Here is a 15,631-nt window from a genome sequence, read left to right on the forward strand (position 1 = left end):
CATCGTGCGCCTTGGTGCACGGCGCGGGCCGGCTAGGCCGACAGGCGGGCAGGCCGTTCGCGCCCGCGCATCAACCGGAGGGACTCCGATCATGCGTCACCTGCGTCTTCCCCTGAGTCACGCTCACGCGCCGTCGGTCGGCGACGCGTCGTCGCCGCCCGGCGCCCCGCGCCGCGCGCGCGGCGGCGCGAGCTGGCTCGTGTCGCCGTCCGTCGCGGTGCTGCTGCTGTGGATGTCGATTCCGCTCGCGATGACGATCTGGTATTCGTTCTCGCGCTACAACCTGCTGAACCCGGACGTGAAGGGCTTCGCCGGGTTCGACAACTACCGCTTCCTCGCGACCGATCCGTCGTTCCTGCCGGCGATCTGGCACACGCTGGTGCTGATCGGCGCGGTGCTCGCGATCACCGTGATCGGCGGCGTGCTGATGGCCGTGCTGTTCGACCGCAAGTTCTACGGGCAGGGCGTCGCGCGGCTGCTCGCGATCGCGCCGTTCTTCGTGATGCCGACCGTCTCCGCGCTGATCTGGAAGAACATGATCCTGCATCCGGTGTACGGGCTCGTCGCGAACGCGATGCGCGCGCTCGGGATGACGCCGATCGACTGGTTCGCCGATTACCCGTTGACCGCCGTGATCATCATCGTCGCGTGGCAGTGGCTGCCGTTCGCGTTCCTGATCCTGTTCACCGCGATCCAGTCGCTCGACCAGGAGCAGAAGGAGGCCGCGCGCATCGACGGCGCCGGCCCGATCGCGATGTTCTTCTACATCACGCTGCCGCACCTGAAGCGCGCGATCGCCGTGGTCGTGATGATGGAGACGATCTTCCTGCTGTCGATCTTCGCGGAAATCTATACGACGACCGGCGGCGGCCCGGGCGACGCGACGACCAACCTGTCGTACCTGATCTATGCGCTCGGCCTGCAGCAGTTCGACGTCGGCCTCGCATCCGCGGGCGGCATCATCGCCGTCGTGGTCGCGAACGTCGTGTCGTTCTTCCTCGTGCGGATGCTCGCGCGCAACCTGAAGGGAGAGTACGAAAAATGAGCGACCTGACCTTGGCAGGCCGGCGCACGCCGGCCGTGTTCGATCTCGTGCGGCGCGCGCTGCCCGGTACGCTCGCGTGGCTGATCGCGCTCCTGCTGTTCTTCCCGATCTTCTGGATGGCGATCACCGCGTTCAAGACCGAACAGCAGGCGTACGCGTCGACGCTGTTCTTCATGCCGACGCTGGACAGCTTCCGCGAGGTGTTCGCGCGCAGCAACTACTTCGGGTTCGCGTGGAATTCGATCCTGATCTCGGCCGGCGTCACGGTGATCTCGCTGCTGTTCGCGGTGCCGGCCGCGTACGCGATGGCGTTCTTCCCGAACCACCGCACGCAGAAGGTGCTGCTGTGGATGCTGTCGACCAAGATGATGCCGTCAGTCGGCGTGCTGGTGCCGATCTACCTGCTGTGGAAGAACGCGGGGCTGCTCGATACCGTGTCGGGGCTCGTGATCGTCTATACGCTGATCAACCTGCCGATCGCGGTGTGGATGACCTTCACGTACTTCAACGAGATCCCGAAGGACATCCTGGAAGCCGGGCGCATCGACGGCGCGTCGACGTGGCAGGAGATCGTCTACCTGCTGATGCCGATGGCGCTACCGGGGCTCGCGTCCACCGCGCTGCTGCTCGTGATCCTGTCGTGGAACGAGGCGTTCTGGAGCATCAACCTGTCGAGCTCGAACGCGGCGCCGTTGACGGTGTTCATCGCGTCGTACTCGAGCCCCGAAGGGCTGTTCTGGGCGAAGCTGTCCGCGGCTTCGCTGCTCGCGGTCGCGCCGATCCTGATCGTCGGCTGGCTGTCGCAGAAGCAGCTCGTGCGCGGGCTCACGTTCGGGGCGGTTAAATGAGCGGCGCAAGCAAAGGCGCGGCCGGTCACGGCGTGAACGTGCTGATCTGCGATTGCGACGGCGTGCTGATCGACAGCGAGGCCGTGGCCGCCGACGTGATCGTGCGCGAACTCGATGCGCGCTGGCCGGGCGTCGATGCGCGGCCGGCCGTGATGCCGCTGCTCGGGCTGCGCATCGAGCGCGTGCTAGCTGGCGCGAGCGACGCGGTCGGCCGCACGCTGTCGGCCGACGACGTCGACGCGATCCGCCGCGCGGTTGAGGCGGCGGCCGTCAACGCGCCGATGGTCGACGGCATCGATGCGGCGCTGGCCGCGATCGACCTGACGACGGCGTGCGCGAGCAACAGCTATCGCGCGTACGTCGAAGCGGCGCTCGCGCGCACCGGCCTCGCGCGCTTTTTCGGCGACCGGTTGTTCTGCGCGGATTCGGTCGCGCGGCCGAAGCCGGCGCCCGACGTGTATCTGGCAGCCGCACGCGCGCTCGGCGTGGTGCCCGCGCAATGCCTGGTGGTCGAGGACAGCGTGACCGGCATCACCGCGGCGGCCGCGGCCGGCATGACCGTGCTCGGCTTCGTCGGCGGCGGGCACGCGTCGGCGGCGCAGATCGACGCGTTGCGCGGCATCGGCGCGCGGCACGTATTCGACGACATGCACGAGCTGCCCGGCTACGTCGCGCGCTGGCAGGCGACGGGCGCGGTGCTGCCGAACTAGCAATCAGGAACGAAGGCGCGCCGCTTTCAACGCGGCGCATCACGAACGAACGGAGACAGATCATGGCAAGCGTGCTCCTGCGCAACATCGCGAAGCGCTACGACGACACCGAAGTGCTGCGCAACGTGAACCTCGACATCGCCGACGGCGAATTCGTCGTGTTCGTCGGCCCGAGCGGCTGCGGCAAATCCACGCTGATGCGGATGATCGCCGGCCTGGAAGACATTTCGAACGGCGACCTGCTGATCGACGGCGCGAAGGTCAACGACGTGCCGAGCGCGAAGCGCGGCATCGCGATGGTGTTCCAGTCGTATGCGCTGTACCCGCACATGACGCTGTACGACAACATGGCGTTCGGCCTGAAGCTCGCCGGCGCGAAGAAGCCCGAGATCGACCAGGCCGTGAAGCAGGCCGCGAAGATCCTGCACATCGATCACCTGCTCGACCGCAAGCCGAAGCAGTTGTCGGGCGGCCAGCGGCAGCGCGTCGCGATCGGCCGCGCGATCACGAGGAAGCCGAAGGTGTTCCTGTTCGACGAACCGCTGTCGAACCTCGACGCCGCGCTGCGCGTGAAGATGCGGCTGGAGTTCGCGCGGCTGCACGACGAGCTGAAGACGACGATGATCTACGTGACGCACGACCAGGTCGAGGCGATGACGCTCGCCGACAAGATCGTCGTGCTGTCGGGCGGCGCGGTGCAGCAGGTCGGCACGCCGAACGCGCTGTATCACGCGCCGGCGAACCAGTTCGTCGCGGGCTTCATCGGCTCGCCGAAGATGAACTTCCTGAAGGGCACGGTCGAATCGGCCGATGCGGGCGGCGTGCTCGTGCGCTTCGACAGCGGCGAGACGCAGCATGTCGCGGTCGATGCGGCGGGGCTGCAGCGCGGCGCCGCGGTGACCGTCGGCGTGCGGCCCGAGCATCTGCTGGTCGATGCGGCGGCGGGCGTCGCCGCGCGGACGATGGCCGTCGAGTCGCTCGGCGACGCCGCGTACCTGTATGCGGAGTCGGCCGTCGCACCGGACGGGCTGATCGCGCGGATTCCGCCGCTCGACACGTACCGCACCGGCGAGGCGCTGCGCGTGCATGCGCAGGCCGAGCACTGCCACCTGTTCGACGAGCACGGGCAGGCGCTGCGGCGGCTCAGCGCGCACGCGAAGGCGGCTTGACGGCCGCGCGCCGGTTACAGCCGCAAATGCTCGGCCATGTAGTCGACGAACGCGCGCAGCTTGGGCAGCGGATGGCGGCCCGACGGCCATAGCACGTAGAACGGCGTGCGGCTCGCGACGTGATCGTCGAGCACTGCGCGCAGCCTGCCGTCGGCGAGCGTGTCGCGCACGAAGAACTCGGGCAGGCACGCGATGCCGAGCCCGCGCAGCGCGAAGCACAGGCGCGTCTCGGCGTTGTTGCTGACCATCGAGACGGGTACCTCCGGCGGCGTGCCGGCGCGCGGCGCGCGCAGCGGCCAGATCTCGAGCTTGCCGCTGCTCGGGAATCGGTAATGCAGGCAGCGGTGCTGCGCGAGGTCGGCCGGCGTGCGCGGCGTGCCGTGCCGTTCGAGATAGTCGGGCGACGCGACCAGGTGCTGGCGGAAGTGGCCGAGCAGCCGCGACGACAGCCGGGAATCGGTCGGATGGCCGGTGCGCAGTACCACGTCGAAGCCTTCGTCGATCACGTCGACGATCCGGTCGCTGAAATCGATGTCGAGCTCGATCTCCGGATACGCGGCCATGAAATCGGCGAGCACCGGCAGTAGCAACGTGCCGATCGTCGGCAGGCTCACGCGCAGCCGCCCGCGCGGCGCCTCGACGCTCTGCGTCAGTTCCTGCTCGGCCGCGTCGATTTCGGCGATCACGCGCCGGCATCGTTCGAGAAAGCGCGTGCCTTCGGCCGTCAGCGTGATGCTGCGCGTGCTGCGGTGAAAGAGCCGCACGTTCAGGCGTGCCTCGAGCCGCGCGATGCGCTTGCCGATCGCCGATGCCGACAGTCCGAGCGCTCGGCCGGCCGCGACGAAGCTGCGCGTTTCCGCGACCTGGACGAACACGACGAAGCCGCCAAGATTTTCCATGCAGGTTCCCGATTGCGGACACCCATGTCCGGAGTGTCCGGAACTCTAACCCGATTTTTCTTCTCGTGCCGGCTCCCTACGATGGGCGTTCCTTCACTGTTCGAGGTCACGCCATGTCATCACTGCCTGTCACCGCCCGCCGCGCCGAACCGGATGCCGCGCTGCGCGCCCGGCTCGATGCCGTGCTCGACCGCGCGCTGGCCGATGCGCGCGCGGTCGGCGCGGTCGTGCTGGTCGCGCGCGACGGCGAATTGCGTTATGCACGCGCGGCCGGGCTGGCCGATCGCGAAGCCGGCACGCCGATGCGCGAGGACACGCTGTTCCGGCTCGCGTCGGTATCCAAGCCGATCGTGACGGCCGCCGCGATGCGGCTGGTCGCGGCATCGAAGATCGGGCTCGACGAGCCGGTCGCGCGCTGGCTGCCCGCGTTCACGCCGACGCTCGCGGACGGCACGCCGGCGAACATCACGCTGCGGCATCTGCTGTCGCACACGGCCGGGCTCGGCTATCGCTTTCTCGAAGCCGACGCCGACGGCCCGTATGCACGCGCGGGCGTGTCCGACGGGATGGATCGCGCGAGCCTGTCGCTCGCCGAGAACGTGCGGCGCATCGCCGGCGTGCCGCTGCAGTTCGCGCCCGGCACGTCGTGGGGCTACTCGCTTGCGACCGACGTGGTCGGCGCGCTGATCGAGGCGGTCGACGGCCGCCCGCTCGCCGACGCCGTGGCGGCGCTCGTGACGACGCCGCTCGGGATGGCCGACACGGCATTTTTCACGCATGACGCGGCGCGTCTGGCGACGCCTTACGTCAGCACGCCCGACGTGCCGCGCCGGATGGCGGACGACGATCTCGTGCCGGTGTTCGACGGCACGGTCGGTATCCGCTTCGAGCCGGCGCGCGCGTTCGACGCGACCGCGTGGCCGTCGGGCGGCGCGGGCATGGTCGGCACCGCGCACGATTGCCTGACGCTGCTCGATACGCTGCGCACGGGCCTCGACGGCTGGCTCGCACCGCGCTGGATCGACGAGATGGCGCGGGTGCAGCCGGGCGCGCACGACTTGCCGGATGCGCCGGGATTCGGTTTCGGACTCGGTTTTTCCGTGCTGCATGACCCGGTGGCCGCGCAATCGCCGGAGTCGGTCGGCACCTGGCGCTGGGGCGGTGCGTACGGGCATGCGTGGTTCGTCGACCGCGCAGCCGGGCTGACGGTCGTCGCACTGACCAATACGTTATACGAAGGGATGCACGGGCGCATCGTCACCGACGTGCGCGATGCGGTGTATGGCATCGACGACCGGAGCGCGGCATGAGCGAGTGCGTATCCGTCTCCGACCGCGCTGTCGATCGTGCGGCAGATTCGTCCGCGCCGGCTCGTGCACGTCTGCCCGTCGCGAACCTGTTCGCGCTGGCCACCGCCGGCTTCATCACGGTGCTCACCGAAGCGTTGCCGGCCGGCCTGCTGCCGCTGATGAGCGCCGACCTGCACGTGACCGAGGCGCTGATCGGTCAACTGGTGACCGTCTACGCGCTGGGTTCGATCGTCGCGGCGATCCCGCTCGTCGCCGCGACGCGTGCGATGCGCCGGCGCCGGTTGCTGCTCGCGGCGCTGGCCGGCTTCGTCGTGTCGAATGCGCTGACGGCCGCGTCGCCGTACTACGCGCTCACGCTGGCCGCGCGCTTCGTCGCGGGGATGTCGGCCGGGCTGCTGTGGGCGCTGCTGGCGGGCTACGCGAGCCGGCTGGTCGACCCGTCGCTGCGCGGCAGGGCGATCGCGGTCGCGATGCTCGGCATACCGGCAGCGATGTCGATCGGCATTCCGGCCGGCACGGCGCTCGGCGCGATGTTCGGCTGGCGCGTCGCGTTCGCCGGGATCACGGTCGCGGCGCTGGCGCTGATCGGCTGGATTCGCCTGCGCGTGCCCGACTATCCGGGCCAGCCGGCCGGCGCGCGCGAGCCGGTGCTCGGCGTGATGGCGCTGCCCGGCGTGCGGCCGGTGCTGACGGTGATGTTCGCGTACGTGCTCGCGCACAACATGCTGTACACGTACGTCGCGCCGTTCCTTGCGGGCGTGCGGATGGGCGCGCAGGTCGATGTGGTGCTGTTCGTGTTCGGCGTCGCGTCCCTCGTCGGCATCGCGCTGACGGGTGCATGGATCGGCGTCGCGCAGCGGCGGCTGACGCTCGCGAGCATCGCGCTGTTCGCATTGGCGGCGGCGATGCTCGGCGCCGGGTCGGGGATGACGTTCGTCTATGCGGGCGTCGTGCTGTGGGGGCTCGCGTTCGGCGGCGCGCCGACGCTGTTCCAGACGGCCACCGCGAACGCGGCGGGGGAGTCGGCCGACGTCGCGCAGTCGATGCTGGTGACGGTCTGGAATCTCGCGATCGCCGGCGGTGGCATCGCGGGCGGGATGCTGCTCGGCGCGACCGGCGCCGGCGCGATTCCGTGGGTGCTCGTCGCGCTGCTGGCGCTGGCGTGGGTCGGCGCGTGGCGCGCACGCCGCCATGCGTTTCCGGCGCCGCGCGCGGCCTGAACCCGTGCGGGCGACGGCCGCGTCAGGCCGCCTTCGCGGCGAGCGCGGCGCGCGCGCAGGCTTCGTCGGTGACGAGCCCCGACAGCCAGCCGCCGCGCAGCGCGGCAATCACCGCGTCGTGTTTCTTCGGGCCGCCGGCGAACGCGATCGTCGGCAGCTTCGGCGGCGTGGCGAGCGCGACGCTCGTCACGCGCGCGCTGGTCGACACGGTGATCTGCGTGCCCTGCGCGTCGATCGGCACGCCGAGCAGTTCGGCCACCGCGCCGAGCGCGGTCATCTCGTCGCGCTCCTGTTCGGTGATGAAGCCGTCTTCGTAGAGCGGGCAGTGCGGGCCGATGTTGCCGATCCCGACGAACGCGACGTCGGCCTCGCCCGACAGCGCCTCGACGATCCGGTACAGCCGGTGATTGCACCACTGCGCGCGCTCGGCGTCGCTATCCGCGAACAGCGGCGCGGGCAGCAGGAAGTGCTTGCTGCCGGTTTTCTCGGAGATGTACTGCGCGACGTCGTAGCGGTTCGACGAGCCGTCGGCCGCGATCGCGCCGACCATCGACACGAGCCGGTGCTGCGGGCGGTCGATCTGCGCGATCTGCGCGACCGCGGCCTTCAGCGTCCGGCCGCTGCTGACCGCGATCACCATCGGCCGTGTTTCGTTCAGGTAGCGCTCCATCACCTGCGCGCCGGCGACCGCGAGCTTGCGGTCGATCGCGTCGGGCGCATCGGCGTCGACGGGCACGACCTCGCACATCGCGAGGCCGTAGCGTTTCGACAGCTGCGCGCCGAGATCGAGGCAGTCGGCGAGTCGATGGTCGACGCGCACGCGGATCAGGTTCTTCTCGACCGCGAACGCGACGAGGCGCTGCGCGACGGGGCGCGACACCTGCAGTTTTTCGGCGATTTCGTTCTGCGTGTCGCCCGCGACGTAGTAGAGCCACGCGGCGCGCGTGGCGAGATCGAGTTTTTCTGAGGACTTGGACACGATAGCGATTCGGTTCGGATCTGGGGGCCGCCCCGCGGGCCGGCCGGCGGGCCGCATGACGGCATCCACTGTAACGCATGTCGCGCGCACGGCCGGCGGCCGGTCGCGTAAGCGCGGCGCCTACGCGAGCCGTGCGCGCGACGGTTCGTACAGCGGCCGCACGTGACGGTACAGCGTGCGGAACGCATCGAGGCGTTCGCGCAGCCGCGCATGGCGGGCGGCGTCCGGTGCGTATTCGGCGCGCACCGGCGGTTTGGTCAGCACCGTCTGCGGATCGCCGCCGACGGCCAGCCAGCCGAGCCGTGCCGCGCCGAGCGCCGCGCCGGTTTCGCCGCCGCCGTGCTGACGCGTGCGCACGTTCAGCGCGTCCGCGATCAGTTGCGCCCAGAACGCGCTGCGCGCGCCGCCGCCGATCAGCGACAACTGGTCGGTCTCGACGCCGGCCGCGTGCAGCGCGTCGAGGCCGTCGGCGAGGCCCAGCGTCACGCCTTCGAGTACCGCATAGCCGAGGTGCGCGCGGTCGGTCGCGTGCGTCATCCCGAAGAACACGCCCTGCGCGTACGGATCGTTGTGCGGCGTGCGCTCGCCCGACAGGTAGGGCAGGAACAGCGGGGCGGCGGCGAGCGCGTCGGGGTCGAGCGCCTCGACTTCGGCGAGCAGCGCAGGCTCGTCGGTGCCGGTCAGCTTGCAGACCCAGCGCAGGCAACTCGCGGCCGACAGCACGACGCTCATCAGTTGCCAGCGATCGGGAATCGCATGGCAGAACGCATGCACGGCCGACGCGGGATTCGGCATGAAGCGGTCGCCGACCACGCTCAGCACGCCGGACGTGCCAAGCGACACGAAGCCGTCGCCCGCGTGGATCGCGCCGATGCCGAGCGCGCTCGTCGCGTTGTCGCCGCCGCCGCCCGCGACCAGCACGGCCTCGGACAACCCCAACTCGCGTGCGACGTCCGCACGCAGCGTGCCGGATGGCGCATTGCCCTCGACGATGCGCGGCATCTGCCCGCGCGTCATCCCGCACGCGGCGAGCAGCGCATCGGACCAGTCGCGGCGCGCGACGTCGAGCCACAGCGTGCCGGCCGCGTCCGACGGATCGGACACTTTCGCGCCGGTCAGCCGGAAGCGCAGGTAGTCCTTCGGCATCAGCACGCACGCGGTCGCCGCGAACACGTCGGGTTCGTGCTTCGCGACCCACAGCAGTTTCGGCGCGGTGAAGCCGGGCATCGCGAGGTTGCCGGCCAGCGCATGGAGATCGGGGGCGCGTTCGGTGAGCAGCGCGCATTCGTCGGCGCTGCGCATGTCGTTCCACAGGATCGCGGGGCGCAGCACGCGATCGTCGCGGCCGAGCAGCACCGCGCCGTGCATCTGGCCCGACAGGCCGATGCCGCGCACCTGCGCGAACGCCTGCGGGTGCCGTTCGCGCAGCGCCGCGAGCGCGGCGAGCGTGCCTTGCCACCAGTCGTCCGGATGCTGTTCCGCCCAGCGCGGATGCGGCCGCGACACGCTGAACGGCGAGCCGGCGGTGCCGACGACCGCGCCGTCCGGGGCGAGCAGCAGCACCTTCACTTCGGAGGTGCCGAGGTCGATGCCGAGATACATGAGCGATCCGTTCGGTCAGTGAGGAGCCGCTACTTTAGCCGTGCCGCACGGCCTGTGCCAAGCGGGTTCGCCCGGCTGCGCGGCCGGGCGCCGCGCGCGGGTCATCAGCGGGCGGTGAGCCAGGCGTCGACGCGCGCGAGCCCGGCGCGCAGCGCGTCGAACAGCGCCGCGTTGCCGGCGAGCGAGCCCCACAAGGCGCGGCTCGCGCACAACGCGACGACCGGGTCGTCGGCTTCGACGATCGCGCGTGCGCTGCCGTCGTCCATCACGCCGTCCTGGTACGCATATGGCAGCGTGCCGCGCGCCCAGCGTTCGAGAAAGCGCAGGAACAGCGCGGGCAGCACGGCGGTGGCGACGGGTGCCGCGCCGCGAGCGAACGATTCGACGAGCGTCGGCGCGATGAAGCCGGGGATCTTCGAGAAACCGTCGGCCGCGACCCGCTGGTTCGTGTCGAGCACGTACGGATTGCCGAAGCGCTCCAGCACGACGTCGCGATAGCGTGCGAGATCGAGCGGGCTCGGCGTGAGGCACGGGATCACGTCCTGCGTCACGTAGTCGTGCGCGAAGCGGCGGATCGCCGGGTCGTGCGTGCCTTCGTGGATGTAGGTATGGCCCGCGAGCGTGCCGGCCCATGCGATGCAGCTGTGCGTCGCGTTGAGGATGCGGATCTTCGCTTCCTCGTACGGATGCACGTCGTCGACGAGTTCGGCGCCGGCCAGCTCCCAGCGCGGGCGACCGGCCGCGAAGCGGTCCTCGATCACCCACTGGATGAACGATTCGCCCATCACCGGGCACGCGTCGTCGATGCCGGTGGCCGCGAGGACGCGCTCGCGCACGTCGGCGGTCGGGCGCGGCGTGATGCGGTCGACCATCGCGCTGGGCGTCGCGACGTGCGCATCGAACCATGCGAGCAGGCCGCCTTCGCCGCGCCGTTCGAGGAATTCGCGCATCCCCGCGCGAAACCGTGCGCCGTTGTTGCGCAGGTTGTCGCAGCTTTGCAGCGTGAGCGGCCCCGCGCCGCGCTTCACGCGTTCGGCGAGCAGCGCGGCGAGCGCGCCGTACAGCGTCGTGCGTGCGCCCTGCAGGTCGGCGGCGAGATCGGCGTTCGCGATGTCGAGCCGGTTGTGTTCGTCGAGGTAGTAGCCGCCTTCGGTGACGGTGAACGACACGATCCGGCAGGCCGGATCGGCGCCGGCGTCGATCAGCGCGGCGAGGTCGATCGACCACGGCAGCACGCGCGTGATCGCACGGATCGTCTCGTACGCGCGCTCGCCTTGCGGCGTGACGGTTTCGAGCGTGTACGCACCGTGCTGCGCGGCGAGCGCGTCCATCGTCGCGCGCATGTCGTCGCGGATGTTGCCGACGGTTAGCGACCAGCGTTCGTCGGCCGGCACGGCCGCGTTCACGCGATGCAGATACCACGCCTGGTGCGCGCGGTGAAACGAGCCCGCGCCGATGTGCAGCAGCACGGGCGCGTGGGCGGCGGGCGATTCGCTCATCCGGTGTCTCCTGTTCCAGCCTGTCTATCCTGCCGAATACGATCTTTTGCTCTTTGTGTGAGCGAATGATCGTATTCAGGCGGACGAAAGTCAAGGCGGGGACACGGCATTTCGATGGTGCGCTGCGGCGCCGTGCGGGCAGGGCGGGCGCGGGGAGCCGCTGGAAAAGGGCGTCAGCGCCCTTCGCGCGTGAGTGCGACGAGTTCGTCGAGCAGCTTGCCGGTCGGCCCGGGGAGGATGCCGTGACGGCGCCGGAACGCGGTGAGCGTGCGCACTGCGACGACTTCGCGCACGGGCAGCGTGTCGATCGTGCCGGCGCGTCGTTCCGCCCCGTACATCGGTTCGGCCATCCAGCAGAGGAATCCCGCATGCGCGACCAGGCTTTTCAGCGTCGTGACCGAGCGCGTCTCGACCGCGATGTCGGGCAACGGCAGCCCGTGTGCGTCGAAGGTCGCGCGCATGTGGTCGAACGGCGCGGTGCCGCGCGGCGGAATCGCCCAGCGTGCGTGCAGCGTATCGGCGAGCGTCGGCGGGCGGCCGAGCACGCGCAGCGGATGGTGCGGCGCCGCAACGATATGGCTGCGGTCTTCCCAGCGGCACTCGGGAATCGCGACGATCTCGTCGGTATCGGGCCCGTGCGCGGACAGCGCAAGATCGATCTCGTGCTTGATCAGCCCTTCCGCGAGCCGGTCCCACACGCCTTCGATGATTTCGACGCGCAGGTTCGGCCAGCGATCGAGCACGCGGCCGACCGCGACCGGCAACACGAGGCTCGCGATGCTGCCCACCGTGCCGACCTTGATCGTGCCCTTCGCGAGCCCGCGCATCGCGTCCAGTTCCTCGCGCGCATGCTCGGCCTCGTGCTGCAGCAGCGTCGCGTGCGGCAGCAACGCTTCGCCGAACGCGGTGAGCTGCACGCCCTTCGAATGGCGTTCGAACAGCGGCGCGCCGACCTGATCCTCGAGCCGCTTCAGGATCCGGCTCAGCGCCGGCTGCGTGACGTGCAGCGCGTCGGCCGCGCGGCCGAGGCTGCCGCACGCGACGATCGTGGTGAACGCACGCAACTGTCGGAGATCGAAAGTCATGCTGGAACGTAATGGCTTTGCGCAAAAAATACAGTATCCGTGAATGGCTTGCGCTTCGATACTGTGGAAACCGCCAAGCCATCGAGGAGACGCCCGAGCATGTCCGGCACCCCGTCCCAATCCGCCGCACCCGTCACGGTCCGCGACGCCGTGATCGACCTGTTCCGCCAGTTCGGCATCGACCGCGTGTTCGGCAACCCCGGCTCGACCGAGCTGCCGATGTTCCGCGACTTCCCCGCCGATTTCCGCTACGTGCTCGGCCTGCAGGAGGCCGTCGTGGTCGGGATGGCCGACGGTCACGCGCAGGCCACCGGCAATGCGGCGGTCGTGAACCTGCATTCGGCGGCGGGCGTCGGCAACGCGATGGGCAATCTCTTCACCGCGTTCAAGAACCGCTCGCCGCTGATCGTCACCGCGGGCCAGCAGGCGCGCGCGATTCTGCCGTTCGATCCGTTCCTCGGCGCGACGCAGGCCGCCGAGCTGCCGAAGCCGTACGTGAAATGGAGCATCGAGCCGGCGCGCGCGCAGGACGTGCCGGCCGCGATCGCGCGGGCGTACCGCATCGCGATGCAGGAGCCGCGCGGCCCCGTGTTCGTGTCGATTCCGGTCGACGACTGGGATCAGCCGGCCGAATTGCTGCCGCGCCGTGACGTGAGCAGCATCGTGCGGCCCGATCCCGACGCGCTTGCGCGACTTGGCGACGCGCTCGACGCGGCGCGCCGCCCGGCGTTCGTGGTCGGCGCGGCCGTCGATCGCGCGGGCGCGTGGGACGACGTCGTGCGCGTCGCCGAGCGGCACCGTGCGCGCGTGTACGTCGCGCCGATGTCGGGGCGCTGCAGTTTTCCGGAGGATCATCCGCTGTTCGCCGGCTTCCTGCCCGCGATCCGCGAGAAGATCGTCGCGCGGCTCGACGGGCACGATCTCGTGTTCGCGTTCGGCGCGCCTGCGTTCACCTATCACATCGAGGGCTTCGGCCCGCACGTGCCGCCGGGCGCGACGCTCGTGCAGCTCGTCGACGATCCGGGCGTCGCCGCGTGGACGCCGTCGGGCGACGCGGTGGTCGGCAATTTGCGGCTCGCCGCGCGCGATCTGCTGGCGCGGCCCGCGCCGCCCGAGCGGCCGATGCCCGCGCCGCGCGCGCCGCGGCTGCGCGTCGACGCGCCTGCTGCCGGCGAACGCATGTCGGTCGCGTTCGCGCTGCAGACGCTCGCCGACGTGCGCGACGCGCACGACATCGTCGTCGAGGAGGCGCCGAGCGCGCGGCCGGTGATGCAGGAACATCTGCCGTTCACGCGCAGCGGCACGTTCTACACGATGGACAGCGGCGGGCTGGGCTACGGGATGCCGGCCGCCGTCGGCGTCGCGCTCGCGCAGCCGGGCCGACGCGTGATCGCGCTGATCGGCGACGGCTCGAGCCTGTATTCGATCCAGGCGCTGTGGAGCGCCGCGCAGTTGAAGCTGCCGATCACGTTCGTGATCCTGAACAACCGGCGTTACGCGGCGCTGCAGGATTTCGCGCCCGTGTTCGGCTTCGGCCCCGGCGACCCGGTGCAAGGCACCGATCTGCCCGACCTGGATTTCGTCGCGCTCGCGCAAGGGATGGGCTGTCGCGGCGTGCGCGTCGCCGAAGCGGCGAGGCTGCGCGACGCGCTGACCGACGCGCTGCGCGCGGCGACGCCGGTCGTCGTCGAAGTCGAGATTGCGTGACGCGCCGCGCGCGTCTTTCCGGAGATTCCATGCAAACCGTAGCGATGCTGATCGGCGGCGAACGCCGCCACTCGTCCGGCGGCGCGACCTTCGTGCGCCGCAACCCGCTCGACGGCGAAGTCGCGTCCGAAGCGCCCGCGTGCACCGTCGACGATGCGCGCGCGGCGGCCGATGCGGCTGCCCGCGCGTTTCCCGACTGGGCTGCGCTCGGCCCCGGCGCGCGGCGCGCGTTGCTGCTGAAGGCGGCCGCCGCGCTCGAAGCGAAGCACGAGCAGTTCGTCGCCGCGATGGCGGCCGAGACGGGCGCGTCCGCGCTGTGGGCCGGCTTCAACGTGCAGCTCGCGGCGAGCGGGCTCGTCGAGGCCGCGTCGTTGACCACGCAGGTCGGCGGCGAGCTGATTCCGTCCGACGTGCCGGGCTCGCTCGCGATGGGCGTGCGGCAGCCGGCCGGCGTCGTGCTCGGCATCGCGCCGTGGAATGCGCCGGTGATTCTCGCGACGCGCGCGCTCGCGCTGCCGCTCGCGTGTGGCAACACGGTCGTGCTGAAGGGCTCGGAACTGTGCCCGGTCACGCACGGGCTGGTCGTCGAGGCGCTGCAGGAGGCCGGACTGCCGCCGGGCGTCGTCAATTTCGTGACGAATGCGCCCGACGATGCGGGCGCCGTCGTCGACGCCCTGATCGCGCATCCGGCCGTGCGCCGCGTGAATTTCACCGGCTCGACGCGGGTCGGGCGGATCGTCGCCGAAGCGTGCGCGCGTCACCTGAAGCCGTCGGTGCTGGAACTCGGCGGCAAGGCGCCGTTCGTCGTGCTCGCCGATGCCGATCTCGACGCGGCGGTCGCCGCGGCTGCATTCGGCGCATTCGCGAATTCCGGGCAGATCTGCATGTCGACCGAGCGCATCGTCGTCGACGCCTCGATCGCCGATGCGTTCGTCGCGAAGCTCGTCGACAAGGCCGCGTCGCTGCCGCTCGGCGATCCGCGCCACGGGCCCGTCGTGCTCGGTTCGCTGATCGACACGAGGGCCGTCGAGCGCTGCAACGCGCTGATCGATGATGCGCTCGCGCACGGCGCGACGCTGCGGTGCGGCGGCCGGGCCGACAGCACGCTGTTTCCCGCGACGCTGCTCGACCACGTGACGCCGGCGATGCGCATCTACGCGGAAGAGTCGTTCGGCCCGGTGAAGGGGATCGTGCGCGTCGACGGCGAGGAGGCCGCGATCCGCTGCGCGAACGACAACGCGTTCGGGCTGGCGTCGGCCGTGTTCAGTCGCGACGTCGCGCGGGCGCTGCGCGTCGCGGCGCGCATCGAGGCGGGCATCTGTCACGTGAACGGCCCGACCGTGCACGACGAGGCGCAGATGCCGTTCGGCGGCGTGAAGGACAGCGGCTTCGGCCACTTCGGCGGCAAGGCCGGCATCGCCGCGTTCACCGACCTGCGCTGGATCACCGTGCAGACGGCCCCGCGCCACTATCCGTTCTGACGAGGCGCCGACGATGAGAATTGCAATTCTGGGCGCGGGCGCGATGGGCTCGCTGTTTGGCGGGCGGCTCGCCGAAA

At 70.5% G+C, this 15,631-nt stretch carries 13 protein-coding genes; 8 read left to right on the plus strand and 5 right to left on the minus strand.

Translation table 11 applies throughout. The features are described 5' to 3' along the window. The first annotated feature begins 91 nt into the window (after positions 1-91). The 4 genes from JMF90_RS00450 to JMF90_RS00465 all read left to right on the plus strand — a co-directional run bounded on the left by JMF90_RS00450 (position 92) and on the right by JMF90_RS00465 (position 3,772). Positions 92-1,045, plus strand: a complete 954-nt coding sequence (locus JMF90_RS00450) for a carbohydrate ABC transporter permease (protein ID WP_011546081.1) — start codon at positions 92-94, stop codon at positions 1,043-1,045. Then, positions 1,042-1,893 carry a carbohydrate ABC transporter permease gene (locus JMF90_RS00455; protein WP_011546080.1) on the plus strand — a complete coding sequence of 284 codons (852 nt, stop codon included), beginning with the start codon at positions 1,042-1,044 and terminating at the stop codon, positions 1,891-1,893. Before JMF90_RS00450 ends, JMF90_RS00455 begins: the two co-directional genes overlap by 4 nt. Next, a complete protein-coding gene (locus JMF90_RS00460) occupies positions 1,890-2,603 on the plus strand; it encodes an HAD family phosphatase (protein WP_006477977.1) in 714 nt (237 codons plus the stop codon). The genes JMF90_RS00455 and JMF90_RS00460 overlap by 4 nt, the downstream gene beginning before the upstream one ends. Before the next feature lie 62 nt (positions 2,604-2,665). Then, positions 2,666-3,772 carry an ABC transporter ATP-binding protein gene (locus JMF90_RS00465; RefSeq protein WP_011546079.1) on the plus strand — a complete coding sequence of 369 codons (1,107 nt, stop codon included), beginning with the start codon at positions 2,666-2,668 and terminating at the stop codon, positions 3,770-3,772. Between the two features lie 14 nt (positions 3,773-3,786). On the opposite strand, the gene JMF90_RS00470 is transcribed toward JMF90_RS00465, so the two are convergent. After that, the gene (locus tag JMF90_RS00470) at positions 3,787-4,671 is read right to left on the minus strand and encodes a LysR family transcriptional regulator (protein WP_011546078.1); all 885 of its coding nucleotides are present in this window, start codon (positions 4,669-4,671) and stop codon (positions 3,787-3,789) included. A gap of 113 nt (positions 4,672-4,784) precedes the next feature. On the opposite strand from JMF90_RS00470, the gene JMF90_RS00475 reads away from it, so the two are divergent. Next, positions 4,785-5,981, plus strand: a complete 1,197-nt coding sequence (locus tag JMF90_RS00475; RefSeq protein ID WP_011546077.1) for a serine hydrolase — start codon at positions 4,785-4,787, stop codon at positions 5,979-5,981. Then, on the plus strand, positions 5,978-7,201 hold the full coding sequence (locus JMF90_RS00480; RefSeq protein WP_011546076.1) for an MFS transporter: 1,224 nt from the start codon (positions 5,978-5,980) through the stop codon (positions 7,199-7,201). Before JMF90_RS00475 ends, JMF90_RS00480 begins: the two co-directional genes overlap by 4 nt. A 22-nt stretch (positions 7,202-7,223) precedes the next feature. Here the strand turns inward: JMF90_RS00480 and JMF90_RS00485 are convergent, their stop codons facing one another. The 4 genes from JMF90_RS00485 to JMF90_RS00500 all read right to left on the minus strand — a co-directional run bounded on the left by JMF90_RS00485 (position 7,224) and on the right by JMF90_RS00500 (position 12,366). After that, on the minus strand, positions 7,224-8,237 hold the full coding sequence (locus JMF90_RS00485) for a sugar-binding transcriptional regulator (RefSeq protein ID WP_011546075.1): 1,014 nt from the start codon (positions 8,235-8,237) through the stop codon (positions 7,224-7,226). A 63-nt stretch (positions 8,238-8,300) separates the two neighbouring features. Then, positions 8,301-9,782 carry a xylulokinase gene (xylB, locus tag JMF90_RS00490; protein WP_011546074.1) on the minus strand — a complete coding sequence of 494 codons (1,482 nt, stop codon included), beginning with the start codon at positions 9,780-9,782 and terminating at the stop codon, positions 8,301-8,303. Between the two features lie 104 nt (positions 9,783-9,886). Continuing rightward, entirely contained in the window at positions 9,887-11,281 is a 1,395-nt protein-coding gene (dalD, locus tag JMF90_RS00495; protein ID WP_011546073.1) for a D-arabinitol 4-dehydrogenase, read from the minus strand. 173 nt (positions 11,282-11,454) lie between these two features. Continuing rightward, a complete protein-coding gene (locus JMF90_RS00500; RefSeq protein WP_011546072.1) occupies positions 11,455-12,366 on the minus strand; it encodes a LysR family transcriptional regulator in 912 nt (303 codons plus the stop codon). 99 nt (positions 12,367-12,465) lie between these two features. Between JMF90_RS00500 and mdlC the strand changes: the two genes are divergently transcribed. Together mdlC and JMF90_RS00510 are read left to right on the plus strand one after the other, a co-directional pair. Continuing rightward, a complete protein-coding gene (gene mdlC, locus JMF90_RS00505; RefSeq protein WP_011694386.1) occupies positions 12,466-14,073 on the plus strand; it encodes a benzoylformate decarboxylase in 1,608 nt (535 codons plus the stop codon). 29 nt (positions 14,074-14,102) lie between these two features. Next, positions 14,103-15,554, plus strand: coding sequence for an aldehyde dehydrogenase (locus tag JMF90_RS00510; RefSeq protein WP_011546071.1), 1,452 nt, complete (start codon positions 14,103-14,105; stop codon positions 15,552-15,554). Positions 15,555-15,631 lie beyond the last annotated feature (77 nt).

This window comes from Burkholderia sp. E168m23, assembly GCF_016586125.1.
GTDB lineage: Bacteria > Pseudomonadota > Gammaproteobacteria > Burkholderiales > Burkholderiaceae > Burkholderia > Burkholderia orbicola.

What these genes read in the sequence shown, in the direction of transcription:
- JMF90_RS00455 (WP_011546080.1), top strand. Translation starts at nt 1,042, where the DNA reads ATGAGCGACCTGACCTTGGCAGGCCGGCGCACGCCGGCCGTGTTCGAT.
- JMF90_RS00465 (WP_011546079.1), top strand. Translation starts at nt 2,666, where the DNA reads ATGGCAAGCGTGCTCCTGCGCAACATCGCGAAGCGCTACGACGACACC.
- JMF90_RS00470 (WP_011546078.1), bottom strand. Translation starts at nt 4,671, where the DNA reads ATGGAAAATCTTGGCGGCTTCGTCGTGTTCGTCCAGGTCGCGGAAACG.
- JMF90_RS00510 (WP_011546071.1), top strand. Translation starts at nt 14,103, where the DNA reads ATGCAAACCGTAGCGATGCTGATCGGCGGCGAACGCCGCCACTCGTCC.
- xylB (WP_011546074.1), bottom strand. Translation starts at nt 9,782, where the DNA reads ATGTATCTCGGCATCGACCTCGGCACCTCCGAAGTGAAGGTGCTGCTG.
- JMF90_RS00460 (WP_006477977.1), top strand. Translation starts at nt 1,890, where the DNA reads ATGAGCGGCGCAAGCAAAGGCGCGGCCGGTCACGGCGTGAACGTGCTG.
- JMF90_RS00480 (WP_011546076.1), top strand. Translation starts at nt 5,978, where the DNA reads ATGAGCGAGTGCGTATCCGTCTCCGACCGCGCTGTCGATCGTGCGGCA.
- JMF90_RS00450 (WP_011546081.1), top strand. Translation starts at nt 92, where the DNA reads ATGCGTCACCTGCGTCTTCCCCTGAGTCACGCTCACGCGCCGTCGGTC.
- JMF90_RS00485 (WP_011546075.1), bottom strand. Translation starts at nt 8,237, where the DNA reads ATGCGGCCCGCCGGCCGGCCCGCGGGGCGGCCCCCAGATCCGAACCGA.
- dalD (WP_011546073.1), bottom strand. Translation starts at nt 11,281, where the DNA reads ATGAGCGAATCGCCCGCCGCCCACGCGCCCGTGCTGCTGCACATCGGC.
- JMF90_RS00475 (WP_011546077.1), top strand. Translation starts at nt 4,785, where the DNA reads ATGTCATCACTGCCTGTCACCGCCCGCCGCGCCGAACCGGATGCCGCG.
- mdlC (WP_011694386.1), top strand. Translation starts at nt 12,466, where the DNA reads ATGTCCGGCACCCCGTCCCAATCCGCCGCACCCGTCACGGTCCGCGAC.
- JMF90_RS00500 (WP_011546072.1), bottom strand. Translation starts at nt 12,366, where the DNA reads ATGACTTTCGATCTCCGACAGTTGCGTGCGTTCACCACGATCGTCGCG.